Origin of the sequence: Rothia terrae (assembly GCF_014705925.2) — a bacterium.
Classification (GTDB): Bacteria; Actinomycetota; Actinomycetes; order Actinomycetales; family Micrococcaceae; genus Rothia; species Rothia terrae.
This window is the reverse complement of the sequence record NZ_CP061539.1, coordinates 1,786,666-1,807,280: the sequence shown is the minus strand read 5'-3', so window position 1 is coordinate 1,807,280 and position 20,615 is coordinate 1,786,666. Positions and strand designations below refer to the sequence as shown.

At 53.5% G+C, this 20,615-nt stretch carries 16 protein-coding genes; 14 read left to right on the top strand and 2 right to left on the bottom strand.

Annotated elements, in window-relative coordinates; translation table 11 throughout:
- Positions 1 to 89 precede the first annotated feature (89 nt).
- Together IDM49_RS08280 and IDM49_RS08275 are read left to right on the top strand one after the other, a co-directional pair.
- Positions 90 to 2,303, top strand: coding sequence for a polyribonucleotide nucleotidyltransferase (locus tag IDM49_RS08280; protein ID WP_168614325.1), 2,214 nt, complete (start codon positions 90 to 92; stop codon positions 2,301 to 2,303).
- Positions 2,304 to 2,454: 151 nt separating this feature from the next.
- Positions 2,455 to 3,786 (top strand): M16 family metallopeptidase, encoded by a 1,332-nt coding sequence (locus IDM49_RS08275; protein WP_190724163.1) that lies wholly within the window; start codon positions 2,455 to 2,457, stop codon positions 3,784 to 3,786.
- Between the two features lie 90 nt (positions 3,787 to 3,876).
- Here IDM49_RS08275 and IDM49_RS08270 read toward each other — a convergent pair whose 3' ends face one another.
- Positions 3,877 to 5,802: an acyltransferase family protein gene (locus IDM49_RS08270; RefSeq protein WP_190724162.1), complete on the bottom strand. Its 1,926-nt coding sequence runs from the start codon at positions 5,800 to 5,802 to the stop codon at positions 3,877 to 3,879.
- 296 nt (positions 5,803 to 6,098) lie between these two features.
- On the opposite strand from IDM49_RS08270, the gene dapB reads away from it, so the two are divergent.
- The 12 genes from dapB (at position 6,099) to IDM49_RS08210 (ending at position 19,459) form a co-directional block, all read left to right on the top strand.
- Positions 6,099 to 6,854 carry a 4-hydroxy-tetrahydrodipicolinate reductase gene (dapB, locus tag IDM49_RS08265; RefSeq protein ID WP_190724161.1) on the top strand — a complete coding sequence of 252 codons (756 nt, stop codon included), beginning with the start codon at positions 6,099 to 6,101 and terminating at the stop codon, positions 6,852 to 6,854.
- Entirely contained in the window at positions 6,854 to 7,462 is a 609-nt protein-coding gene (locus IDM49_RS08260; RefSeq protein WP_228008052.1) for a hypothetical protein, read from the top strand. The genes dapB and IDM49_RS08260 overlap by 1 nt, the downstream gene beginning before the upstream one ends.
- A gap of 91 nt (positions 7,463 to 7,553) precedes the next feature.
- On the top strand, positions 7,554 to 8,486 hold the full coding sequence (gene dapA / locus IDM49_RS08255) for a 4-hydroxy-tetrahydrodipicolinate synthase (protein ID WP_190724160.1): 933 nt from the start codon (positions 7,554 to 7,556) through the stop codon (positions 8,484 to 8,486).
- Between the two features lie 79 nt (positions 8,487 to 8,565).
- The gene (locus IDM49_RS08250) at positions 8,566 to 10,275 is read left to right on the top strand and encodes a ribonuclease J (protein ID WP_168614330.1); all 1,710 of its coding nucleotides are present in this window, start codon (positions 8,566 to 8,568) and stop codon (positions 10,273 to 10,275) included.
- Positions 10,276 to 10,406: 131 nt separating this feature from the next.
- Complete coding sequence (locus tag IDM49_RS08245) at positions 10,407 to 13,484, top strand: FtsK/SpoIIIE family DNA translocase (protein ID WP_190724159.1); 3,078 nt, start codon at positions 10,407 to 10,409, stop codon at positions 13,482 to 13,484.
- A 91-nt stretch (positions 13,485 to 13,575) separates the two neighbouring features.
- Positions 13,576 to 14,184 carry a CDP-diacylglycerol--glycerol-3-phosphate 3-phosphatidyltransferase gene (gene pgsA, locus IDM49_RS08240; RefSeq protein WP_190724158.1) on the top strand — a complete coding sequence of 203 codons (609 nt, stop codon included), beginning with the start codon at positions 13,576 to 13,578 and terminating at the stop codon, positions 14,182 to 14,184.
- A complete protein-coding gene (locus IDM49_RS08235; protein ID WP_190724157.1) occupies positions 14,184 to 14,681 on the top strand; it encodes a CinA family protein in 498 nt (165 codons plus the stop codon). The genes pgsA and IDM49_RS08235 overlap by 1 nt, the downstream gene beginning before the upstream one ends.
- A gap of 306 nt (positions 14,682 to 14,987) precedes the next feature.
- Positions 14,988 to 15,440, top strand: a complete 453-nt coding sequence (locus IDM49_RS08230) for a helix-turn-helix domain-containing protein (protein ID WP_168614334.1) — start codon at positions 14,988 to 14,990, stop codon at positions 15,438 to 15,440.
- A gap of 95 nt (positions 15,441 to 15,535) precedes the next feature.
- Positions 15,536 to 15,757 carry a DUF3046 domain-containing protein gene (locus IDM49_RS08225; protein ID WP_168614335.1) on the top strand — a complete coding sequence of 74 codons (222 nt, stop codon included), beginning with the start codon at positions 15,536 to 15,538 and terminating at the stop codon, positions 15,755 to 15,757.
- 272 nt (positions 15,758 to 16,029) lie between these two features.
- Positions 16,030 to 17,151, top strand: a complete 1,122-nt coding sequence (gene recA / locus IDM49_RS08220) for a recombinase RecA (protein ID WP_168614336.1) — start codon at positions 16,030 to 16,032, stop codon at positions 17,149 to 17,151.
- A gap of 269 nt (positions 17,152 to 17,420) precedes the next feature.
- Positions 17,421 to 18,458 carry a regulatory protein RecX gene (locus IDM49_RS12255; protein ID WP_228008051.1) on the top strand — a complete coding sequence of 346 codons (1,038 nt, stop codon included), beginning with the start codon at positions 17,421 to 17,423 and terminating at the stop codon, positions 18,456 to 18,458.
- 8 nt (positions 18,459 to 18,466) lie between these two features.
- Positions 18,467 to 19,459: a DNA glycosylase AlkZ-like family protein gene (locus IDM49_RS08210; RefSeq protein WP_190724156.1), complete on the top strand. Its 993-nt coding sequence runs from the start codon at positions 18,467 to 18,469 to the stop codon at positions 19,457 to 19,459.
- A 10-nt stretch (positions 19,460 to 19,469) separates the two neighbouring features.
- On the opposite strand, the gene IDM49_RS08205 is transcribed toward IDM49_RS08210, so the two are convergent.
- On the bottom strand, positions 19,470 to 20,585 hold the full coding sequence (locus tag IDM49_RS08205) for a hypothetical protein (RefSeq protein ID WP_190724155.1): 1,116 nt from the start codon (positions 20,583 to 20,585) through the stop codon (positions 19,470 to 19,472).
- Positions 20,586 to 20,615 lie beyond the last annotated feature (30 nt).

Below are 20,615 nucleotides of genomic sequence, written 5' to 3'. Positions count from 1 at the left end.
AATCCGCATTGCGCGGGCGTCCGTGAGCCTCGATCGAAGACCGAAACATGCACGGGAATGCAAACTAAAATACGAGAAATGGAGGAACCTTGGAAGGTCCCGAAATTCAGTTTGCAGAAGCAATCATTGACAACGGTAAGTTTGGTAAGCGTACCGTTCGCTTTGAAACCGGTCGTTTGGCTAAGCAGGCAGCTGGCTCAGCAATGGTTTACATTGACGATGAAACCTCAATGCTTTCAGCTACCGCTATTGGTAAGCAGCCCCGCGAAGGCTTCGACTTCTTCCCGCTCACCGTTGACGTTGAAGAGCGTATGTACGCAGCCGGTAAAATTCCCGGCTCATTCTTCCGTCGTGAAGGACGCCCCTCAACCGATGCGATCCTGACCGCGCGTCTGATTGACCGCCCCCTGCGTCCTGCCTTCAAGAAGGGTATTCGCAACGAGGTGCAGGTTGTTGTTACCGTGCTCTCCATCGAGCCCGATGAAATCTACAACACCGTAGCAATCAACGCGGCATCATGCTCCACCACTCTGTCAGGCGCACCTTTCGCAGGACCCATTGGTGGCGTTCGCGTTGCTTTGATTGATGGTCAGTGGGTTGCTTTCCCCAAGCACTCACAGCTTGAAAACGCTGTATTTGACATGGCTGTCGCTGGCCGCGTCATTACCCGTGCTGACGGCACTGAAGACGTTGCAATCATGATGGTTGAAGCAGAAGCAACCGATAACTCATGGAAGCTCATCAAGGAAAACGGTGCAGTAGCGCCTACCGAAGAAATCGTTGCTGAGGGTCTTGAAGCATCAAAGCCCTTCATCAAGGCACTGTGCCAGGCACAGTCAGACCTCAAGGCTCGCGCTGGCAAGGCTGAACTGGATCTGCCCTTCTTCGGCTCACACGGTGATGACGTTGATGCGGCCGTTAAGGAATACGCATCAGAGAAAATCGTTGATGTTTACTCCATCGCAGGTAAGCAGGAGCGCGAAATCGCATCCGAGAACCTGCAGAAGGAAATCATCGAGGCTCTTGCCGGTGAAGGCAAGGAGTTCGAAGGACGCGAGTCTGAGGTTAATGCTGCATTCAATGGCTTGACCAAGCACACCGTTCGTCAGCGCATCCTCACCGAGCAGGTACGTATTGACGGTCGCGGTCTGACCGACATCCGTCAGCTCACCGCTGAGGTTGAGGTTCTGCCTCGCGTACACGGTTCAGCAATCTTCGAGCGTGGCGAAACCCAGATTATGGGTGTTACCACCTTGAACATGCTCAAGCTCGAACAGCAGCTGGATTCACTGCACCCTGTCAAGGCTAAGCGCTACATCCACCACTACAACTTCCCGCCCTACTCAACCGGTGAAACCGGACGCGTGGGCTCACCCAAGCGTCGCGAAATCGGCCACGGTGCTCTCGCTGAGCGCGCTTTGACTCCGGTTCTGCCTTCACGTGAGGAATTCCCTTACGCGATTCGCCAGGTGTCAGAAGCTCTGGGCTCAAACGGCTCAACCTCGATGGGTTCAGTTTGTGCATCAACCCTGTCACTGCTCAACGCTGGTGTGCCCCTGCGCGCGCCCGTTGCAGGTATCGCAATGGGCTTGGTCTCAGACGAAGTTAACGGCGAAACCCGTTACGCAGCTCTGACCGATATCCTCGGTGCAGAAGATGCACTGGGCGATATGGACTTCAAGGTCGCAGGTACTTCAGAGTTCGTCACCGCAATCCAGCTGGACACCAAGCTTGACGGTATCCCCGCATCCGTTCTGGCCGCAGCACTGACCCAGGCACGCGAAGCACGTTTGCACATCCTTGACGTTATCAATGCTGCAATTGACGCTCCGGATGAGATGAGCGACTTCGCACCGCGCGTTATCTCAGTGAACGTTCCTGTTTCAAAGATCGGTGAGGTTATCGGCCCCAAGGGTAAGATGATCAACCAGATTCAGGAAGAAACCGGCACCGACATCAGCATCGAGGACGACGGCACCGTTTACATCGGCGCAACCGATGGTCCTTCAGCTGAGGCTGCCCGTTCAGCGATTAACGCTATCGCTAACCCGCAGGTACCTGAGGTCGGCGAGCGTTACTTGGGCACTGTTGTTAAGACCACCACTTTCGGTGCGTTTGTGTCGTTGACTCCGGGCAAGGACGGCCTGTTGCATATTTCAGAGCTGCGTAAGCTCAACGATGGCAAGCGTGTAGATGACGTTGAAGACGTTGTTGGCGTTGGCCAGAAGGTTCAGGTTGAGATCACCAAGATTGATGATCGTGGCAAGCTCTCACTGGCACCCGTTGTTGCTGAAGAAGCATAAGGTTGCCTTGCTTTTAGCAATCTAAACCTTTGATATGAGTAGCCTCGGCCCGTGAGGGGTCGGGGCTACTTATCTAAAGGGGCACATTTTTGTTGCGGCGCAGGTAGGTAAGGATGCGCGGTGATGCTTTGACAGATTTGAAAGGCGATTTATGCCCATTGAACTTCCTCTCACACAAGCAGATGTGCAGGACGAACTTGATTTTGTAAACGGGCGTTTGGTGTATGCGGGCGAGGGTGGTAACGAGGTCCGTCGTTCTATTCTGCCCGGTGGCGTGCGTGTGATGACGGAGCGTATGCCCTCGCAGCGCAGTGTTTCTATTGGTTTTTGGGTGGGCGTTGGCTCTCGCGATGAGCAGCCCGGTATGCTGGGCTCCACCCATTTTCTTGAGCATCTGTTGTTCAAGGGTACTGATACCCGTTCGGCATTGGATATTGCGCAGTCGTTTGATGAGGTGGGTGGCGAGTCTAACGCGCTGACCGCTAAGGAGCACACCTGTTACTACGCTCGTGTGCTGGATGAAAACACACAGATGGCTATTGATGTGATTGCCGATATGGTGAGTAACGCAAAGCTTGATGCTCAGGATTTGGAGCAAGAGCGCGGCGTCATTCTCGAGGAAATCGCGATGGATCAGGACGATCCCACCGATGTTGCTTTTGAAAATCACATTGAGCAGCTGATGGGGCACAACCCGCTCGGGCGTCCGATTGGTGGGACTCCCGAAGAGATTCAAGCTGTTCCGCGCGATGCTGTGTGGGAGCACTTTAAGAAGTTTTACACTCCTGATCGTTTGGTGATTTCTGCAGCGGGTTCGTTGAACCATTCTGAGATTGTTCAGTATGTGCTTTCGGCATTGGAAAAGAGCGGTTGGAATCTGCAAGAGGGTGTGTTGCCGGTTGCTCGTCGTGAGCGTCATGCTTCAGCTATTGAGCCGTTTGCTCTAGACCGCGATGTCGAAAAGGGATTTGAGCAGACCAATATTGTGGTGGGGCGTCCGTCCATTATCGCCGGTGACGACCGACGTTACGCTATGAGTGTTCTAACGTCAGCGTTGGGCGGCGGTATGTCATCGCGTCTGTTCCAAGAGATCCGTGAAAAACGCGGTCTTGCTTATTCAACTTTCGCGTTCTCCGGTGCGTATTCAGACGCCGGTTACTTTGGTATGTATGCGGGATGTTTGCCGGCAAAGACCGACCAGGTTCTTGAGCTCATGAACAGCGAATTTGAAGCATTGGCGCGTGATGGTTTGCGCCCGAAAGAGCTACAGAAAGTAGTGGGACAGCTCGGCGGTGCCACTATTCTCGGTAGTGAGGATGCCGGTTCTCGCATGTCCCGATTGGGTCGCGCTGAGCTGGATTCCGGTAAGTACTACTCGTTGGATGAGCTTCTGACCGGGGTTCGATCGGTGACTCTTGGCGATGTTCACGAACTGTTGAAGTTCCTGAACGAGCAGGCTCAGATAACAACGATTGTCCGCTAGCGTAAGCGAGTTCTAAAGCCCGTGAGATTTACCGAAGCGGTAGGCCTCACGGGCTTTTAGTATTTAGCACGGTGGTAAGAGAGGGCGTGGTTATTTCGCCTGGGCAGTCTTAACAGCTTGCGCCACGGTTGCGGCGTAGAGAGTTGCCCCCTGCTCGTTGGGGTGCACACCATCGGATGCTAACAGCTGAGGCTTGCCGGCCGATGCGGCTGCCCAGTCTGCAACCGTGAGGTTGGGGTAGCGGGTTGCGGCGTCCTGAATAACCCGGTTAGAGGTGGCAACCCATTCAAGGTTCGCAGGTGCTTGCCCGGTCACCATCACTACGTTTTTGACGCCCAGTTCTTTGGTTTTGCTCATGACGTCATCGACCATCTCTGGCGTGAGTGTTGAGTTGGTGGCAAGCGAGATGACCACAGTGTCACCGAGGACGCCCTGATCAAGTTTGTTTTGTAGCAAACCGTCGGCTGTTGAAAATTGGCGTGAAACTTCAGCGTCGATGGACGCTTGTGGGAGTTTTTGTTCAAGCTGGCCAGCTGATGCCAGCGCAACGGAATCGCCAATGACGGTGACTGTATTGGGCTTGACTGTTGGCGTGGGGGACGCGGTGGGACTTGGCTGAGCAGATTCTTCAGCGGCAGCCTTTTTCTTTGCTTCTTCAGCCTCTTTAGCCTGCTGTTCTTGAAGCTGACGAGCTTTAGCCTCGCCTTCAGCAACAAGCTGTTGAGCCTGCGTCATCTCGGGCGCCGTACGAACCGCGAAAACTGTGCCCACGCATCCGATAAGCAACAGGAAAGCCGCGGTCAGCGGAAGAGCCTTAGAACGGCCGAACATCGCGTTCACCCATTCAGAAAGCGCACCCCTAAAACCGAGACGTCGAACAGGGGTCTCTACATACATGTAGGAAAGACCAGCAAGTACAAGCGTCAACAAGACGAGAACTACGCGGGTTACAGTGCCGTAGTCCGGTCCCAGCAAGTAGTGGGCAATGACCGCAAGCGGCCAGTGCCACAGGTAAATTCCGTAGGAGCGGCGTCCTAGCCACACCAGCGGAGCAAAAGACAGCACCTTACGCAGCGCGATCGCGAGGGGGCTGCGTGTGTCTGGAAGAAGAGCCTGCACAACTCCCAACCCCAATACAGAACCAGCGAGCAACCCCCACGGCATGAGCAAAGCCTGATTGCGTTCGTTCAAGTGCATGGCAAGAAGTACTATCGCGGGCAAGCTCAGCCATCCTGCGAGCGCCCGCGCAAAACCAAGTAGACCGTTACCGTAGCCAACATGCGGGTAGAGGCGAGCGTCTATGGGCGGGTACATGCTCCACGGGATCAAAAGGGCTAAAAGTACACCCAGCATCAGGCCAAACAGGTGAGTGTCTGTACCGTAGTAGATGCGGGCAAAATTAGCACCCACCGCCACAAGAATGGTGGCAAGAAGCAGAGATAATGCGCCTAAGGATGCCGGGACGAGAGCACGTTGCCACCACTGGCGTAAGAAGATACAGGCAAAAACCAGCACAACGGGCCAAAAGAAATAGAACTGCTCTTCAACTGCCAGCGACCAAAAGTTAGTTAAAAGCTCCGGGGACGTCTGCGCAAAATAATCATTACCGGCTGCAATAGATAACCAGTTTGAAGAATAGGTAAAAGCACCAAGGAGCTGGCGGCCAATACCCACCAAGATATCGCCACCGATAAAAAATGCGATCGGGGTAATGGTTAGCGTGAGAACAGCGACTGCAGGAATCAGCCTGCGAATTCGGCGTACCCAAAACGCGACAATATCCATTTTGCCGGTGTAGGCGCCTTCTCTGAGCAAAAGCGCGGTAATCAAATAACCCGAGATGACGAAGAAAATATCAACGCCAATTAAACCGCCAGGTAAGACTTGCGGCCAAAAGTGATACACCAGTACAAGAGAAACAGCTATTGCTCGCAGACCGTCTAAACCTGCCAGAACAAAACGACGTTGCCCCTCTTCGGGGCGAACACCGGAGTAGAAAACGTGCTCTTGTTGCATACTTCCTCAACGCGTTTCTAGTACGGGGGAGCCGGGGCAAGCTACCTAAAGTCAGCCAGCCCTCAATAGATATCTGAGGCTGAGCATCACTTGATTCAAAGGGGATATCTTGGGGTGACTGTACCAGTCTAGTCACTGTCTCAAGGATACGGCGAAAAACCGAGCGAGCTTTTATGAATAAAGTTATTGAGATGCGTTTCATGTGGCGACATAAAGAGGACTCACACAAGTTCTAGCCGGTAGAGTGTGTCAGTGAATAGCAGTAGATAAGGTTCTACCTCACGAAAGGACGCTTGATGAGTAAGGTGTGGAAGGTCGCGGTGCTCGGCGCCGCTGGACGCATGGGATCAGAAGCCGTCAAGGCCGTGAATACTGCAGAAGACATGGATCTTGTAGCTGCGCTGGGTTCTTCGGATTCTTTGGATGAAGTAGTGGAATCAGGTGCTGAGGTCATCGTAGATCTCACGGTGCCGGACGTTACTGAGAAAAACGTGCGTTTCGCTGTTGAACACGGCATCCACGCAGTAGTTGGAACCACCGGCTGGGACGATCAAAAAGTTGCTAACCTGCGCGATCTTCTTACTCAGCATCCTCAGGTCGGTGTTCTCATTGCCCCTAACTTCGCCATCGGATCAATCCTTGCCACCGAATTTGCGGCAAAGGCATCTAAGTTCTTTGAGTCTGTAGAAGTTATCGAGATGCACCACCCCAATAAGGTTGATGCTCCCTCTGGCACCGCTGTTCATACCGCTCACAAAATTGCTGAAGCACGTGAAGAAGCCGGCGTTGGCGCGTCCCCCGACGCTACCACTAAGGACGAAGGTGGCTCACGCGGTGCAGTCGTTGACGGCGTACATGTTCACGCTGTTCGCCTGCGCGGACTGGTCGCTCACCAGGAGATTCTTCTGGGCGATGCCGGTCAGCAGCTGGTCATTCGCCACGACTCCTTTGACCGCGCATCCTTTATGCCCGGCGTACTGCTTGGTGTTCGCGAAGTAGCAGCACACCCCGGACTCACCCACGGTCTTGACGGCTTCTTGGACCTTAGTTAATGAATTCTTTGAAAGCCTTTTCAGCTGTAGCGCTAGCACTACTAGCCATCACTGTGATGATTTTTCCCCTACCCACGGGCGGAAAAATCACTGTGTTTGTGGTGCTGGCGTGCGTTGGCGTTTTCGCTTTTGTTGAGGGGAGCGGTAAAACCAAAACCTTTGCAGGCATAGTGATCGCGCTACTGGTGCTGTATTTAGGCGTCACCGCCCAGCGCGGTGTGCTGCTTCTGACGAGCGGTTCTCTCGTTGGAATTGTGCTGGGACTGAGCTTGGTCGTTTTGCCCATCGTGGGCGCCTGGGCAATGGTTCGAGAAATCATCTTTGGTGCTCGCATCCAGTCAATGGCTGATGAAATGGCAGCATCGGGAGAACTGCCGCACGATAACTACCAGCGCACGGCAGCAGGACGCATCAACCGCGCCGATGCCGATGCACAATTTGCTACCTACCAGCGCGCTGTTGAAGAACACCCGGAACGCTGGCAGAACTGGTTCAACCTCTCACTTGCCTACGACGCATCGGGAGACCGCAAACGCGCCAGAAGCGCCATGCGAGATGCCATCTCACTCAAAGCCGGAAAAATCCCAGCTCACTTAAAAGAATCGTAAAACCCTGTACTCAACACATCACTTACTGATTTTGACCACAAATACGGGCAAAACAGTGAGCCCCACCCCTAAGACAAGGTAAATTAGATATATGTCGCAGTCAGTAAACACCCAAGGTACCTTCGGAGAACCCATTTTCGGTCGACTTCTGACCGCTATGGTGACCCCCTTCTCGCAGGACGGCTCCGTTGACGAGAAGGCTACTGCAGAGCTCGCAACCCGACTCATTGATCGTGGCCACGATGGTCTTATCGTCTGTGGCACCACCGGCGAGTACTCCACCATGACCGATGAAGAAAACGAGCGTGTTTTCCGCATCGTGAAAGAAGCAGTGGGTGATCGCGCAAAGATTGTCGCTGGCGTCGGCTCAAACGACACCGCACACACTTTACACCTGACCAAAGCTGCTGACCGCGTGGGTGTAGACGGCTTGCTCGTTGTGACCCCCTACTACAACAAGCCCACTCAGTCCGGTTTGGTAGGGCACTTCAGCACTGTTGCGCAGTCCACCGATACTCCCGTCATGCTCTATGACATCCCCGGACGTGCAGGCATCCCGATTCAGCCCGATACCTACAAGGTTCTAGCTGAGCTCGACAACATCGTTGCAGTCAAGGACGCTAAAGCTGACCTTGGCGCTGCATCCGAGGTTATGGCATCTACCGACCTTCAGTACTACTCCGGCGATGACGGACTGACCCTTCCGTGGCTGAGCATCGGTGCAGTTGGCCTAGTAGGTGTGACCACCCACGTAGCACCGGAACTCTTCCGCAAACTCATCGATTCATTCGTTGAAAAAGACCTTGAAACCGCGCAGAGCATCCACCGCGATCTCGTGCCCGTTATCCGCGCAGCTATGGGACGCGTGCCCGGCTGCGTGGCAGCAAAAGAAATCTTGAAATGGCAGGGCGAGCTGGAGAACAGCACCGTACGCCTGCCGCACGTTGAGCCCACCGAAGCCGAAGCAGCGGCTATGCGCGCTGACCTTCAGCAGTCGGTGATTGCATCAACACTGATTAAGTAATATCCCTCGTGAGACGGCGGGCTCAAAGACTGCAAATGTCTTTGGGTCCGTTTTTCACGGTTATAGAGAAAGGGGTCCTATGACCCATCTTGAATTTGATTTGCCCCGCCCGCCGAAGCTGAAAAAAGACACTCTACGCGTTATCCCATTGGGCGGTTTGGGTGAAGTCGGCCGTAACATGACCGTCTACGAAATCAACGGCAAGCTGCTTGTTGTGGACTGCGGCGTGCTGTTCCCCGAGGAATCACAGCCCGGCGTTGACCTTATTCTGCCCGATATCAACTACCTGCTGAACCGCCTTGACGATATCGTTGCTGTCATCTTGACCCACGGACATGAAGACCACATTGGTGCTGTTCCGTATCTGCTCAAGCGTCGCCCCGACATTCCTTTGGTCGGCTCACAGCTAACCCTTGCGCTGGTTGAGGCAAAACTCGCTGAACACCGCATCAAGCCCTACACCCTCACCGTTGAAGAGAACATGGTTGAGGCATTTGGCCCTTACGAATGCGAATTCGTTGCGGTCAACCACTCGATTCCTGACGCGCTCGCTGTCTTCATCCGCACGAAGGCCGGTAAGGTTTTGCACACCGGCGACTTCAAGATGGACCAGCTACCGCTGGACGGACGCCTGACCGACCTGCGTCATTTTGCTCGTTTGGGAGAAGAAGGCATCGACCTGTTCTTGCCGGATTCAACGAACGCTGAAGTTCCCGGCTTCACTCCGACCGAAAAGAACATCGGCGGCGTGCTGTCTCAGGTTTTCCGTGATGCACCGCGTCGCATCATCGTCGCGTCCTTCTCATCTCACGTTCACCGTGTACAGCAGGTGCTGGATGCCGCTCATGAGCGCGGACGCAAGGTTGTTCTGGTGGGTCGCTCAATGGTTCGCAACATGACCATTGCAGAGAAGCTCGGTTACTTGAATGTTCCTGAAGGTATTCTGGTTGATCTCAAGAAGATCGATAACTACCGTCCTGAAGAAATCGTGATGATGTGCACCGGCTCGCAGGGTGAGCCCATGGCAGCTCTTTCACGCATGGCAAACGGTGATCACAAGATTCAGATTGAGCAGGATGACACCGTGGTGCTCGCATCCTCACTGATTCCCGGTAACGAAAACAGCGTGTTCCGTGTTATCAACGGTCTGATGAAGCTCGGCGCTAACGTTGTGCACAAGGGCAACGCGAAGGTTCACGTCTCTGGTCACGCAGCAGCCGGCGAACTGTTGTACTGCTACAACATTCTCAAGCCCAAGAACGTCATGCCGGTGCACGGCGAAATCCGTCACCTCATTGCCAACGCTGAACTGGCTATCGAGACCGGTATTGACCCCGAAGGTGTCTTGGTTTGCGAAGATGGCGCAGTTGTCGATTTGGTCGACGGCAAAGCACGCGTGGTTGGCGCTGTCCCCAACGAGTACGTCTACGTTGATGGCCGTTCGGTCGGTGAGGTAACTGAAGACGACCTCAAGGACCGTCGCATCCTGGGCGAAGAAGGCTTCATCTCCATCGTTACTGTGATTGACCGCGACACCAAGCGCGTTGTCACCGGCCCCGATGTTCACGCTCGCGGTGTGGCAGAAGACGACTCTGTCTTTGACGACATCACGCCCAAGATCACTGCAGCTTTGGAAGATGCCTTGCACATGGCACCCGAGAAGATTCACACTACTCACCAGCTGCAACAGATTGTTCGCCGCACAATCGGCTCGTGGGTGGCACGTCGCCTGCGTCGTAAACCCATGATTATCCCTGTAGTGGTCGATACCCCTACCGAAGAGGACTAAATATCCTGTAGGTTAAACTAGACGTTAAACCTTTTATTCACGGTTCATCACGCGCGCGTTAGACTGACTTCTTGGTACAAGGAGCGTCTGACGCGCGTGAGATGTTTTGATTCAACGCAACATTGGAAAGTATGGCATCTCGTACACCTGCTCCACGTTCATCGGCATCAACTCGAAAAAATACCCGCAAAACCTCGGCTTCTAAGCGCGGAGGTTCCCGCGCGTCCTCATCAAAGTCTCGTTCGTCGCATCCTGAGCAAAGCTGGTTCAGCAAGGTTGTCCTCGGCGCGTGGCTCGCGCTTGCCCACACTGTGGGTGGGGCAGTGCGACGCATGGGCTTTTTGCGTACCGATTTAGATGCTACTGACCGCCGCGATGGTGGTGCTTTGCTGGTGCTTGTGCTCGGGTTGTTAACAGCTCTGGTTGAGTGGTGGGCATGGCGCACCGCAGATACGTACTCGTGGATCGAAGCTCCCTTGCGTGCTTGGCATGTGCTTGTGGGCGGTACCTTCGGCCAGGGTGCTCTGCTGATTCCAATCTTTGCTGTAATCTTTTCGTTTAGAATTTTCAGGCATCCGCTAGAAGTCCGAGATAACAACCGCATTGCCATCGGCATGTTCATTATGGTGCTTGCCGGTTCAATGCTTGGCGCTAAACTAGCTGGCTTTCCTACATTGGTGGGCGGTTTCGAGAGCGTCTGGGCAGGCGGCGGTATTCTCGGTTTGCTGACTGCTAATCCGGTTTCTCGACTTGTGGACGGTCTCTCATTCTTTGAGTGGCTGGTCATTTTCCTCGTATTCGTTCTCGGTTTGCTGATTGTTACCAAAACGCCGCTGCGTCAGGTAGGGCCTCGTCTAGTCCATCTCATGAGCGTTGCACTCGGTGAGGCTCCGGAACGTCCAGAAGCGCGGTCAAAGAACGATAAAACGCGCCTTTTGGACGGCGAAGAACACGATCGTTCTTACCTATACGATGAACCCGATACCGTTTCTCACCATGAACGTAAGGGACTGCTTGCTTGGCTTGGGTTCGGTCATTCTCATGAGGATGACCGCCGACTGGACCGCTATGACGGAGACGACGCGTTCGACACCGCTCTTTTGCACACCGATGATTCTGTGCCTGAAACAGCGCCTCAGCAGCGCGTAACCCATGCATTCGACGTGGAAACACCCGCTAAAAAGCGCAAGAAATCAAAGAAGCGCACTCCCGATTTGTTCGATCAGGGCGACTGGGAAGACGAGTCAGATGCTCCTGCACAGCGCCTTAGCCAGGCTCAGCAGGCTGCACAGGACTACGGACGCGTTCCTCAAGAACCCGCAGAATCTGTGGCTGCATCTCGTTTTGACAAGGGCGATGCTTCTGCAGCTAGAGCTTCACGCAGTGCATCCTCTGAAGAACCATCGGCTGCTGCCGCACCCGAACCCGCTCAACAGCAGGCACCGCGTCCTACGGTGCCGCGTCCCGGAGCTAACTCTGCTGCTAAACCCGCTGTGCCTTCACCGGCATCAGCACCTGCCGCTCAACAGCAGGCACCTGCGCGGGTAGCTAACAACACCGTTGCTGAGCCTACCCAGGCGCCGCGTCCGGCACAAAGTGTGCAGTCATCTGCCGGCAATTATGATTTGCCGGCTGAGTCGATGCTTGAAGCTGGGCCTCCCGCCAAGGAATCTTCAGAGGTCAACGAGCAAGTAGTAGAGGCACTCACAGGTGTTCTCAGCCAGTTCAACGTTGATGCTGAAGTCACCGGCTTCTCACGTGGTCCTACCGTTACTCGCTACGAGATTGAGCTTGGTCCGGGTACCAAGGTTGAGCGTGTTACGGCACTGTCAAAGAATATTTCTTACGCAGTGGCATCTGCTGATGTGCGTATTCTTTCACCGATTCCTGGCAAGTCCGCTATCGGTATTGAGATCCCCAATACTGACCGCGAAACCGTGGTCTTGGGCGATGTTTTGCGTTCTCCGCAGGCACACAGCAACGAGCATCCTATGGTCATGGGCGTTGGTAAGGACGTTGAAGGCGGGTTCGTTTTGGCGAACCTCGCTAAGATGCCGCACATGCTGGTGGCTGGTGCTACCGGTGCCGGTAAATCATCGTTTGTGAACTCGATGATTACCTCGATTTTGATGCGCGCAACCCCTGACCAGGTTCGTCTTGTCATGGTTGACCCCAAGCGTGTGGAACTCACCGCCTATGAGGGGATTCCGCATCTGATTACGCCGATTATTACTAACCCCAAGAAGGCTGCTGAAGCTTTGCAATGGGTAGTGCGTGAGATGGATGCGCGCTATGACGATTTGGCGCATTACGGCTACAAGCACATTGACGACTTCAACAAGGCTGTCAAAGCCGGCAAGATTACTGCGGATCCCGGTTCTAAACGTGAGCTGAAGGCTTACCCCTACCTGCTGGTGATTGTTGACGAGCTTGCTGACTTGATGATGGTCGCTCCTCGTGACGTTGAAGAGTCCATCGTGCGTATCACTCAGCTGGCGCGTGCCGCCGGTATTCACCTGGTTCTGGCAACCCAGCGTCCTTCAGTTGATGTTGTCACCGGTCTGATTAAGGCGAACGTCCCCTCACGTATGGCGTTTGCGACGTCATCGGTGACTGACTCCCGCGTGGTGTTGGACCAGCCCGGTGCTGAGAAGTTGATCGGTCAAGGTGACGCTCTCTTCTTGCCGATGGGTGCATCCAAGCCGATGCGTGTTCAGGGCGCGTGGGTTGGTGAATCCGAGATTCACGAGGTCGTTGAGCACGTAAAGACTCAGATGCCGGTGCACTACCGCGACGATGTTATTCAGGCGGCTCCCAAGAAGAAAATTGATGACGACATTGGGGATGACCTGGACGTTCTGTTGCAGGCGGCAGAGCTGGTTGTTACCACACAATTCGGTTCGACCTCGATGCTACAGCGTAAGCTGCGCGTTGGTTTCGCTAAGGCAGGACGCCTCATGGATCTTTTGGAATCTCGTGAGATTGTTGGCCCGTCAGAGGGCTCTAAGGCACGTGATGTTTTGGTTCAGCCTGATGATCTGCCGACCGTTCTTGCTCGTTTGCGCGGTGAAGATCCACCGGCACCGGCTGAACAGCCCGTCGATCTTGTAGCTCAGTCACAGGATCAGATGGGGGAGCCTGCTGTTGACTATTTCGATGAAGCCGATGACCCGGACAGCGAGGACGCCTGGAATCTTACCGGTCGCTAGTGGTCACCGCATCGCCGCGTCACCTCACCTGAACTTCCGAGGTAGCGTACTGTAAAGATATATACGCTTTCTCTAGCTTTGAAAGGGCATCATGAGTGTAGATACCGCACCTAACTCATCGAACTGGAACCTGCCTAACGCTTTGACTGCGTTGCGCATTGTGATGGTTCCTGTGTTCATTTGGCTGTTGTGGGCAGGTGGCACTCACGGTGATGCCAGTTTGTCGATGCGTTGGTGGGCTGTTGCCGTCTTTATTCTTGCCATGATTACAGATTGGCTTGATGGGTCTATTGCTCGTTCTCGTAATCTGATTACCAGCTTTGGCAAGATTGCTGATCCGATTGCCGATAAGTTGCTCACCGGTGCAGCTTTTGTGGTGCTGTCGATGCTCGGTGAGTTGTGGTGGTGGGTGACCATCGTTATTTTGGTTCGTGAGTGGGGCATTACCATCATGCGCTTGTTTATTATCAAGTACGGTGTGATGGCTGCGTCGAAGGGTGGCAAGCTTAAGACTGTTTTGCAGACGGTTGCGCTCGTTCTGATGATTCTCCCGTTGGGTCAGCTGGGTACGTGGGCTCTGTGGCCCGGGTGGATTGTCATGGGCGCCGTCGTGGTGGTCACTGTCGTTACCGGTGTTGATTACGTGGTCAAAGCAATGCAGCTGCGTCGTGATTACTATGCCAACCAGGGTGCGCGCTAATGTCAGATGTGCAGCAACTGAGCGCCGAGGTTATTTCTTGCGCTAAGGGCGCCGGCGTTCAGCTAGCTACAGCGGAGTCATTAACCGCCGGGCTGGTGGGCGCAACAATCTGTGATGTCTCGGGGGCTTCTGCGGTCTATCGCGGGGGAGTTATCTCTTACAGTAGCGATGTCAAAGCGGAGGTTCTTGGCGTCAGCTCAGAACTATTAGTGACGCGCGGTGCAGTGGACGCTGAGGTCGCCATGCAGATGGCAGAAGGCACTGCCCGTGTTTGTAAAGCGGAGGTCGGCATCTCAACTACGGGTGTTGCCGGGCCTGATCCTTTGGACGGTAAACCGGTAGGTACTGTCTTTTTGGGAGTAGCCAGCCCTCGCGGTCGACGTTCTCGCGAGCTTCACTGCACTGGAGATAGAGCGGCTATCCGTCAGCAATCGGTGCAAGAGGCATTGGAGCTTCTGCTCGAAGAGCTGACTGCGATGAAAAAATTTTCTTCATAAAATTTTTCTGTACTGTGCGGAATAAAAACGACGCCGGTGCGTTATACACAAGTGAACGTAGAAAATTTTGAGTAGGATTCAGCAAAGGACTCAGGTTTCTTTGAGGTTATTGCCAGCTAATCACTGGTAAAACAGGGAAGAAAATCAAAGGTTTAAACGTTTAGATAGATGAATAGAGCGTTACATTCTCCGTAACCTTCTAGATTTAGCTATACGAGCCGAACGATATCCAGTAGGCTTATGAACTAATAAGTTGCGCACAATGACAGAGAAAGCGCACCGACATACCGGGAGATTGGTATAAAAATGACAAAGCAACCCGTATCCGTGAACGGTGTCGTCCGTTGGAGGGATGTGGGTCAGTCTGAAAATGCTGCACCTGCAACCCACGCACCGAAGTCCGTTCTACTTCGTCACGCTATTGGTGAGGTGCTGCGCGATGTTCGTCAGCGTCAGGCACGTACTCTGCGCGAAGTTTCACACAGCGCGCGTGTTTCACTTGGCTACTTGAGCGAAGTTGAGCGTGGCCAGAAAGAAGCGTCATCCGAGTTGCTCGCCTCAATCTGCGAAGCTTTGGATATCACTCTTTCACAGATGCTTCGCGAGGTTTCAGACCGCATGGCGGCTGAGGAGAACTTCACTGTTCCTGATACCGTTCCAGCTGAGTTCTCAGACCAGTTCAAGCGTGAATACGGAATCTCCGCTACCTCAAGCAAGGATATTCCGCGTGATGCAGGTACTTACACTGCCGCTCGCTAAAAAAGTTTTATAGCGCAATACCCCGTTCGCCAGGTGTGGTGGGCGGGGTCTTGTGTTGTGTAGCTGGAGAATAAGTTTGGTAGGGGAGGCAATACATGAAGCTGAGTCAATTTTGGTTTTTGATGGAGAACGAGTTCGGAAAAACCTACTCTAAGGTGCTGGCTCGGGATCTTGTGCTGAGTGAATTTGGAAATATCACGGCGCTAGAGGCTATTGACCGTGGCGAAAAAGTTGCTGATGTGTGGGACGCCGTGTGTGCGATGCAGGATGTTCCGCCGGAGCGTCGCTGGGGACCGGATATTCCACCTAAACCGTAAGTGAATGAACGGTGGCTCTGAAGGATTTCACTCAAAGATTATTCGAAGATGTGTTCCCGTACTATTTTTAATAGAAAATATGTTCGAAAAGCTGTAAGCTTGTGTCCACAATGAAAAAACTTCGGGAAAAATCGCGAAGTTATCCACAGATTTTAGAAACCGCCTTATATTGTCAGTCGGTACCTGTACCGTGGTGACTAAGAAATAACGCAAGACCGCATCAACGCGGTAAAACTTTGAAGTAACCACACGACCAAAGAGGAAAAGTACGTATGGCAGCGAAAGCACGTTCAAATACTTCAGTAAGCCAGGTAACCGGTAGCGACCGCGAAAAGGCGCTGGAAACTGTTCTTGCACAGATCGACAAGAACTACGGTAAGGGTTCAGTGATGCGACTGGGCGATCGTGAACAGCAGAAGGTAGAGACTATCTCTACCGGTGCTCTGTCGTTGGACGCGGCGCTCGGCATTGGCGGTTTGCCTCGTGGCCGCGTCGTAGAAATCTACGGCCCCGAATCATCAGGTAAAACCACCGTGGCTTTGCACGCGATTGCAAGTGTCCAGAAAGAGGGCGGCATTGCAGCTTTTATCGACGCTGAGCACGCTCTTGACCCTGTCTATGCAGCAAAGCTGGGTGTAGATACCGACGCACTTTTGGTCTCACAGCCTGACACTGGTGAACAGGCGCTTGAAATCATGGACATGCTCGTTGGCTCGGGATCCATCGATATCATCGTCATCGACTCCGTAGCGGCACTGACACCGCGCGCTGAAATCGAAGGCGAAATGGGCGACTCACACGTCGGTCTTCAGGCTCGTCTGATGAGCCAGGCGCTCCGTAAGATTACCGGTCGCCTGTCTCAGACCGGCACTACCGCAATCTTCATCAACCAGTTGCGTGAAAAGATTGGTGTATTCTTCGGCTCACCTGAAACCACCACCGGTGGCAAGGCACTTAAGTTCTACGCATCAGTGCGCATCGACATCCGCCGTATTGAGACCCTCAAGGACGGCGCGAACCCCATCGGTAACCGCACCCGCGCCAAGATCGTCAAGAACAAGATGGCTCCTCCCTTCAAGCAGGCTGAATTCGACATCCTCTACGGTGAAGGCATCTCTATCGAGGGCGGCATTATCGATATGGGTGTTGAAAACGGCATCGTGAAGAAGTCCGGCGCATGGTTCACCTATGAAGGCGACCAGCTGGGGCAGGGCAAAGAAAATGCCCGCCGCTTCCTCAAAGACAACCCCGAGCTTGCAGAAGAGATTCAGTACAAGACTCTTGTAAAGCTTGGCATCATTGAGGACGGCGAAGAAGCTCCCGAAGGTATCGTTCCTGAAGGCGCTCTCGATGACACCATTGATCCTTTGGAAGACTTGCCTGAGAACTTCTAAACCACGATATAAAAAGTGCTGCCGCCTGATGTAAGGTGGCAGCACTTTTTTGTAGTTGCAGACGCTACAGAATATCGGGCGGAAAATACGTTAGGTCTTTAGCCGCTCGTGATGCTGATCTTCATCATAGATAAAATTAACGTGAGCGGATGCTGATGGCAGGAACAAAGAGCGTGCCGAATGGTCTTACGATATGAAGATGGCGTGAGTACAACACAATCTGCGCCTGCATATGCCTCAGAAAAAACGCGCGTAGAAAGGAGCTCCCCATGGTTGATAAGGAATACCCTGACTGGCATCCGGCTGCTACCGGTGCCCGCGAAGAAAAACCGGGGGAGACCGTTATCGCCTCGCGCAATAGCGAGCGTGTGGGAACTCAGTATACGGGCACTAGCGGCAAGAAAGCGTCCTTCGGTGCAAACGCATCAGGTGAGGAAGATCGAGGTACAGACAGGAACAAGACCTACAACGGCAAGAAGTCAAAGTACGGTCAACGCAGATACAACACGGCTCGTAAGAAGGGGTTCCGCAAGCCCCCGGTTAAGTACTTACAGAATTCACCTTTTGCGCCAGCTATGGGAGCTTCTGCAGGTGCAGAGGAAGAAACACAAAATCGTGGCTCCCTCAAGACCGGTGCGCGTCCTGCTAAACGTCCTATGTTCCGTGAAGACAGTCGCCTGAGCCAGCCCGACACCGAGGAAGACCTGGCAATGTATGCCCTACACGGTGTAGGTGTGCCGGGCGAAGAAGAAAAATCCGGAAAAAGGAAAAAGAAGGAACCTGAAAGCGAATTCACCAAGGCCAAGAATATTGTGCTGAACCAGTTGGCGATGGCTCCGCGTTCTCGTGCACAACTGGCGAAAAAACTTGCTGACCGGGAAATTTCTGAGGAAACTGCGGAAGATATTCTGAGCCGTTTTGAGGCGGTCAATCTCATCAACGATGCTGAGTTCGCTGAGGTGTACGTGCGTACACGCGCTAACGTGAAAAAGCTGAGCAAGAACGCTATTCGACGCGAGCTCAAACAGAAAGGCGTTGAAGGCGAGGCTGCTGAAGTAGCACTTGAACAGCGCAGCGATGAGGATGAGCGGAGTGACGCTCACGCATTGGTGGCAAAGAAACTTCGCCCGTCCATGGATTTTTCTGACCGTAAGGAAAAAGACAAGATTATGCGTCGTTTGGTGGGGATGCTGGCGCGTAAAGGGTATCCGCCATCGATGGCGTTTGGTGTCGTTAAGGATGAAATTGAGCGTTATGTCCAGGAGAACGGTCTGGATGCAACAAGCGACGACGATTATTACTTTTAGGAAGTGACATGGGACTTTCGCCTCGGAAAGAACTGCAAGCTCGCAGGCTTATCGCTCAGGGTCTAGCCGCTAGTGCTGCGCGTCCTGAACTGAGTTCGCCGCACGAGGTGACACAGCATCTGCTTGCCTTACAAGGGCAAACATTCAAAGCTGGTGTGCGCGCTATTGCTGTTCGCGTGAATAACGGGCAAAAGCCGCAGGACGAAGGCGTTCTTGCCAGCATTGATGCTCACGATATTGTGCGTTGCTGGCCGATTCGAGGTACTTTGCATTTTGTAAACGGCGAGGACGCCCGGTGGTTGATGCGTTTGTGTTCTCCTCGGGTAGAGTCAGGCGCTTCGAAACGCCGCCCCGCTCTGGGGTTTGCTGATGGCGATTTCGAGGTAGCTCACGAAGCTTTGAACACTCACCTGTTGAATCTTGAAACGGGGCAGGTGCTGGAGCGTCCTCATGCTTACCAGCTGTTTACCGATGCCGGGATTGACGCGGGCGAAGGACGCGGTCCTCACCTGTTGCGTGCTCTGGGCGGTGCCGGTGATATTGTGCAACTGCGTCCGCAAGGGCGCGCTGAAACTTTTGTGCATGTTGATCGGCTGAATATTTCTCAGCGTGAGGTGGCTTCAGCTGAGGCTCTTGCTGAACTGGGTACCCGCTATCTCAACGGGCACGGTCCTGTGCAACTGGAGGATTTGTGCTGGTGGTCGTATCTCACCAAAAAAGACAGCAAAAAGGCTTTGGAGTCAGCGAGTAATTCTGTAAAGCTGATGATCGGCGGGGAAGAATTTTATGCACCGGCATGGCAGAAAAACGTGACCGAGGCTGAGATGCGAGCTGCCCTGCGACGCACCTATAAGCTACCGGCTTTTGACGAGTATTTGCTGGGGTACTCAAATAAGTCATTCACGATGCCTGATGAGATTAGGCATGAAGTACTCACCAAAAATGGGCTGAGCTGGGACTTTACCGTGAAGAACGGCGAAGTGGTAGGCAGAACTGTCTAGGCACACCTTTTCAGAGCACGCGGTTAAACGGTGAGAGCATCCCGGTTTGTTCTATGAGAGTGCACCGAATAGTCATTACCGCCGCTTGCACGCACGGATCGTCAGCGGCTGTTTGGTATGTAGCGCCTCTATATACCTGCTGATAGAAAGTATTGCACGCATCATGCCATGAGGCGGTGGTGCTTAGCTTTTCAAAGCGAGATTCAGGATGCGACGGGAAGCCCAGGAGTATCTCGGCCACGGGCAGAGCCCAGTGGTGGATAGCTGTTCCTTCAGCATCAATTCCTCGTACTTCAGTGCCGCGTTGACTCTGGGAAACAAGCATGTTTTGCGGTGAAAAATCTGCTGAGCTGAGCACTGAGTGTGCGGGATCGGGAAAGATAATGGAGCTAAGCTGCGCTTCAAGTTCACGATGGTAGGCATTGTTGGCGGAATGCCCTGAATCTGCCACAAACTTTTCTAAACCCTTGAAAGCCAGCTGCGGCGAGGTCATCCGTCCGGGGTATCGGGCACGAGCATCCGCTGTCACAAGAGAACGCTGAAAAGTTTCTTGAACTGTCTGTTGCCGCGTGGAGTTAAGCTGAGTAGCCCAAAAATTGCTCCAAAGGTCCAGGCCTTCGGCAATGTGCGCGCTCGCATCCTGACCAGCGTTGCCGTTTTCGCTGAGAGAGCTAACCGACAGAAACTCGCTGAGATGAGTTCCCAAAACGTACTCAAGAATTAAGAACCGTGCGTCATCGTCCCACCCCAGCAGTTGGGAGTATGAGCTTTTCACTAGCGAATTCAAAGAACTCAACCCGTGCTTTTCTCTTAGATACCCAAACCCGCCAGAGTTCGTTGCTGAGTCTTTGCGTCGAAAATGCTTGACCACCACGGTAGCCGGCGCACCGGAGCCTCGCTCAGCATGCTCGCCTACCACGCTAATAACTACCGATCGCATGCCTGCTGAAAAAATTCTTGCCGAAACTGCTTTCCCCAAAAACTTTTCTGAGGCAGCAATCATCGAAAGTAGCAAGCGCTCAAATTTGGCAGTATCCACGGGAGAATCGCCGGTTTTCAGGGTGTATCCTGCAATCGCCTGCTGACAAATGGTTTCTAAATGTGGCGAACGTGGCGGAATACTCATGGAGCACATTATGCCCTATCTAGTAACCTT